The sequence below is a fragment of the Streptomyces sp. NPDC008121 genome (assembly GCF_042957155.1).
In the GTDB taxonomy this organism is placed as follows: domain Bacteria; phylum Actinomycetota; class Actinomycetes; order Streptomycetales; family Streptomycetaceae; genus Streptomyces.
Genome location: NZ_JBIBHT010000047.1, coordinates 1 through 4,049, shown reverse-complemented (window position 1 = coordinate 4,049; position 4,049 = coordinate 1). Strand labels below are relative to the sequence as shown.

The window sequence follows — 4,049 nt, the reverse complement described above, 5'->3', positions numbered from 1 at the left end:
CCGCTACGAGAAACGCGCCTGCATCTACCTCGGCACCGTCACCCTCGCAGCCCTCATCATCTGGCTCCGAACGTGATCCAAGAAACAGTGCCTAGTCCTGCGCACCCTTCCCTGCCCCATTCGGCCTCCTCGCCCCGATGACCAGCGGGACGTCAGAGGCATTGCGACCTGGCAAGAGCCCAGGGCGTAGGTTCCTGCTCGACGCCGTCGGGATACTGCGAGCGTGGGACCAACTGCCGGCCGCCCTGGTAGGTCGTTATCTACGCCGACGAATGCAAGATCAGGGGCGGTATTCCTCTGTCCCCACAGAGGATTACCGCCCGGCCAGCCTCCGCTCCAACGTCCGCTGGCAATTACAACGATAGGGACAACCGCATGCTGTGCCTGTCCCCTGACCAGGCCCCAGGACGGAGGACCGCTGGTGGTCTTCGCCCCAGGGGCTCGGCCTGAAGATGCCGCCGGTGGCTGAGTAGCATTCAACGGGAATCCGGCGCGAGCAGCGAGACGCGGTTGAGCCGATCGGAGGGCCCTGCAGCCGCCAGTTGCCGGGCTGATCGCCCGAAGCGGGAGCGGAGCCAGTACCGCGAGAGTAGGAGTTGATTGTTTCGAGAGCAGCGCTCAATGGAAACGGAGTCCGTTTTGGTGCGTCGTTCAAAGCCTGTCATCTGTTCGGTGGCAGCCGGTGCTGGTCTGGTTGCTATCGCTTTCGTGGGCGGAGGTGGCGGCCAGGCTGCTGCTGAGACGTATACCTCGCCGTCTCCGACCCAGGGGCCGGCCGAAGGTCCCGGGGAGGCGTGTGGCACGGTGACTACCGCTGCTGGATTCCCGGCCGAGATCAAGATCCAGACGGGGCCGGCCGACTGCACCGAGGCCCTGGACGTCTTCACGCGGTACTACAAGGCTCTCGATCACGGCGAGGCGCCCGGCAGCGGCGGCGGCGGGCCGGTGAAGGTATCGGACTGGACATGCCAATCGCCCTCTTATGCTGAGCGTGACAAGCAGCCGACCTGCGTGCGCGGCGCGACTACCGTCGCCGCGTACATTCAGATGCAGTAGGCCCCCTGGCCATCGGCTCCAGCCCACCGCTCACCAGCGGTGGGCTGTTTCGTTTATCCGCACTGAGCCGTTTTCATCCTGAACAGCTGCAGGTCAGCAGTGTGCGGACGGCAGAGATTGCGGGGTACGGACCGGTCACGCCGTGGCGGTGAGCGGTGTGGCCGGTCACGCGGCTGGGCAAGCCCGAGGCTTCCTGGGCAGGCTCACCCCAGCAGGCTGGCCCGGTTTGACCAGCGGCCGTCTGGTCGCCGTCCTCCACGCCTCGCCGCCAGCGGGCGGGGCCCCAGGGATCTCCGGCGACGGGCTGCTTGCTGCGTCATCGCGGGCATGCCTCAGGGGAACCTGGGCGAGCCGCCCCCAGCGGCGGCTTGCCCGCCCCGGCCGCTTGTCAAGCGTTCTCATGCCTGACTTACGGCCGGCGGCGGCCCGTACGAAGTGACCCCTTTTCAGGGCCTCACAGACGGCAGTCAGCACATCTACCCTGTCGACTTGTATGCACATGTGCCAGGCTCGGGAAAGGTGTAACTCCTGTGAAAAAAGAATTCGGCGGCAAGGTGGCGGCCGTGGCGATTTCGGCTCCGCTGACCCTTGGGCTCCTGACTGGATTCACGGCTGACGCCCGCGCAGCCTCACCTGCACCGGCTTCCGCCGGGATATGCGAGATCCAGGAATCCTGGGAACACGTCAATGCCATAGACGGCGGTTTCGCCGGGTACATGGTAAACAACCTGCAAGCCGAGAAACGCACTAACCTATTCGGAGCCGAGTACTACACGTTCTCCCTCAAGGCGGAGCCTGCAGGCTGCTCTGGGGGGGAGTACTTCCAGTACCATGCCACGCGTAACGAAGTTTCCGGAGTCTTCCGCACTCCCGCAGGGTTTGTGGAGTCTACCCGCAGCTGGCGCAACGTGAACTTCACTATGCCGACGGCAGAAGACAAAATTGTCCTGCTCTACGGTGACCCCTCGCAGCCCGACGATGCTCGCTACGTTGGCGAGGTCGCACGGTGGCTGGAACCGCAGTAGCCGCCGCCCGCACTGCTGCGGTGCACGGCAGCTCTTCCCGGCCGGGCAGCCGCATCCCGGCGCCTGGCCCCACGGCTCCGTCGTACCGCCTGCAGAACTGTCCAGCCAGCCGGGCGGGCCCGGTGCGGCCGCGGCTTCCTGCGGGGCCGTGGGCCATGCTGCCCGCACCGCGTGCGGCCAGCCGCTCGCTCCCGTTGCGGCTGCCCGTCTCGGGCTCATGCGATCCAGGCGGCCGGCCAGGCAACGCAGGCCCTGTGCCACCGTCGGCTCCTCGGTGGAACAGGGCACATCCCGCCCGTCGAATACGAGACCAATCAGTACCGCGCAATCGCGAAGCACCAGTCGCAACCGCAATCTGATGTCTCTACCGAACCCGGAACGGTTCAGCCGCCGATGCGGCCCCCACGTCGGACGGTGTCGCTGGGTTCGGGCTGGTCACAGGTGCATTATTCCGTGATCGGAGTTACACCGACCTTTTCGGGCTCTGGCCCGCAGTCGGTGGTGACATCGCGATCATGATTTTGTGATGGAGGGTCAGCTCCCTAGGGACGGTGTTTTCTGGCCTGTCGGCACTGGTCGTCGAGGACGTGACGGACGACGGTGACAAGGTGGTGGTCAGGCCCACACGGCGAAGCCGGCCCGTACGCCGCCGCGCCTCCTCCGCATCAGGGGCGGGGAATGCTGACTTCGGCTTGTCAAGGTGACGCTGGATCGTCGAGGGCCAGGCCGGTTCCGGTTATGAAGCCGTTTGGACCGGGTGATGGTGGCGTGACGAGAGAGGCCCTCGGGTTGTTGAGCGGGATGTCTGACGTCCGCAGCTCTTCAACCCGGGGGCCTCGTGGTTCCGTATCGTGCTCGACGTCCCGCATGCCTGGTGGAGCGGGTGACGGTGCTGATCGTCACCCGGGAGGGTGACCGGCGCTGCCGGTTGTCTCCGTCTGAGCGTGCTGGTCGTACTGGTATACCTGCGGAAGAACGACACTTTGCGGCAACTCGCTGCCGGCTTCGGTATCAGCCTGGGCACCGCTCAGCCGGCGCCCGCTACGTCCTGCTCGACGGGACGCTTGCCGAGTGTGACCGGACTGGTGACGGCCGGGCGGACTATTCGGGAAAGCACCGTCGGCACGGGGTGAACCTGCAGGTGGTGACCGCTCCAGACGGCATGCTGGTATGGATCTCACCAGTCTTGCCCGGACAAGGCGCAGCTAGTTGATGACCGAGAAGGGCGGCTCTACGGCTGCATTTGCTTTCATGAGCGCGTAAGGGTCGAAGTGCGGGTTGTAATACTCCCTCCCCTCGGGTGAAGTGGCCTTGTAGATGAACTCGCGCCTGATTCCGTAGGGGAATGCATATTCTTGCTGGTAGAGGAACGTCGGGTGCCGCGTGGTCTTGTTCATAGAAATACCTCCTGCTGCGCCTATCACCTCGTAAGTGAATGCATCTTTCTCCCAGGTGTCAGCGAATGTCCTGCTCCTGGTAAACCCTACAAATTTCGACGGCTTATTACTCGCCTGGTACAGTAGGAGTGAAGTTTCAGCCCCCGGTCGCCATGGGAGAAAACCGGCCTCGAATACGTGTATCGGGTGCCTGTGGTCGCGCCTGTAGAAGGGCTTCATGCTTGAACTGATATGAATCTCCGGTGCAACTCCCGCGCGCACCATATCTCGCACCGTATCGTCGTCGCGGACGATAACGATTTCCTCAGAGGCGGCCCGGTCGGGGGCGGTCGAGGACGGAAATCTCCTGGAATTACGTTTCGTCTTTTCGATGCGCGGGACGGGAATGTCGTGTATGGCTTTCCGTGGATACCCTTCTAGGTAGAACATGTATTTTGAAGGAGTCAGCGTTCCGATGCCTCCGAGGAGCAGGCCTGTGGCGCCGAGGGTGAGGGCGGCGATGTTGAGGGGGTCGTTGATCTGGGTGCGGCCGGTGGCCATGGCGGCGGTGTCGAGGGCGGTGGAGGCGAGG

General features: G+C 64.3%; 3 protein-coding genes and 1 pseudogene. 3 read left to right on the top strand and 1 reads right to left on the bottom strand.

Translation table 11 applies throughout. The annotated features are described in order from the left end of the window. Positions 1-804: 804 nt before the first annotated feature. The 3 genes and pseudogenes from ACFZBD_RS35070 to ACFZBD_RS35060 form a co-directional block, all read left to right on the top strand. Entirely contained in the window at positions 805-1,056 is a 252-nt protein-coding gene (locus ACFZBD_RS35070) for a hypothetical protein (protein ID WP_391147772.1), read from the top strand. Between the two features lie 530 nt (positions 1,057-1,586). Further along, the gene (locus tag ACFZBD_RS35065; protein WP_391147771.1) at positions 1,587-2,081 is read left to right on the top strand and encodes a hypothetical protein; all 495 of its coding nucleotides are present in this window, start codon (positions 1,587-1,589) and stop codon (positions 2,079-2,081) included. 838 nt (positions 2,082-2,919) lie between these two features. Further along, positions 2,920-3,279 (top strand): annotated as a pseudogene (locus tag ACFZBD_RS35060) (transposase family protein); the annotation flags it as partial. 7 nt (positions 3,280-3,286) lie between these two features. On the opposite strand, the gene ACFZBD_RS35055 reads toward ACFZBD_RS35060, so the two are convergent. Continuing rightward, positions 3,287-4,049 (bottom strand): hypothetical protein (locus ACFZBD_RS35055; protein WP_391147769.1); only part of this gene is annotated, 763 nt, incomplete at its 5' end.